The 446-nt window shown below is 53.8% G+C and carries 1 protein-coding gene; it reads left to right on the top strand.

Features of this window, described 5'->3' with window-relative positions:
- Positions 1-58: 58 nt before the first annotated feature.
- On the top strand, positions 59-446 hold a 388-nt coding region (locus ACTHTY_RS12005; RefSeq protein ID WP_440367858.1), incomplete at its 3' end, for a dihydroxy-acid dehydratase domain-containing protein.

Here is a 446-nt window from a genome sequence, read left to right as displayed (position 1 = left end):
AAAAATCAGAAACGCGCAAACAAAATCCCTATCATATCGTTTAGCCAGGAGACCGCACATGAACCCCACTCCTATGCACCCGAAACTCGCCGAAATTACCGAGCGCAGCATCGAGCGCAGCCGCCCGACGCGTGAAAAGTATCTGTCGAAAATCCGCAGCGCCAAACAGATGGGACGCTTAGAGCACAACCAGCTCGGCTGCAGCAATTTGGCGCACGGCTATGCCGCCATGCCTAAAAGCATCAAAATTGAAATGCTTCAGGAAACCGTCCCCAACTTATGCATCATCACTGCCTACAACGACATGGTGTCCGCACACCAGCCATTTAAAGACTTCCCTGACCAAATCAAAGACGAAGCACAGAAAAACGGCGCGACTGCCCAAGTCGCCGGCGGCACGCCCGCCATGTGCGACGGCATCACGCAAGGCTATGCCGGTATGGAAT

The sequence above is a fragment of the Neisseria sp. P0019.S002 genome (genome assembly GCF_051957155.1).
Taxonomy (GTDB): domain Bacteria; phylum Pseudomonadota; class Gammaproteobacteria; order Burkholderiales; family Neisseriaceae; genus Neisseria; species Neisseria perflava.
This window is presented reverse-complemented; position numbering and strand designations above follow the sequence as displayed.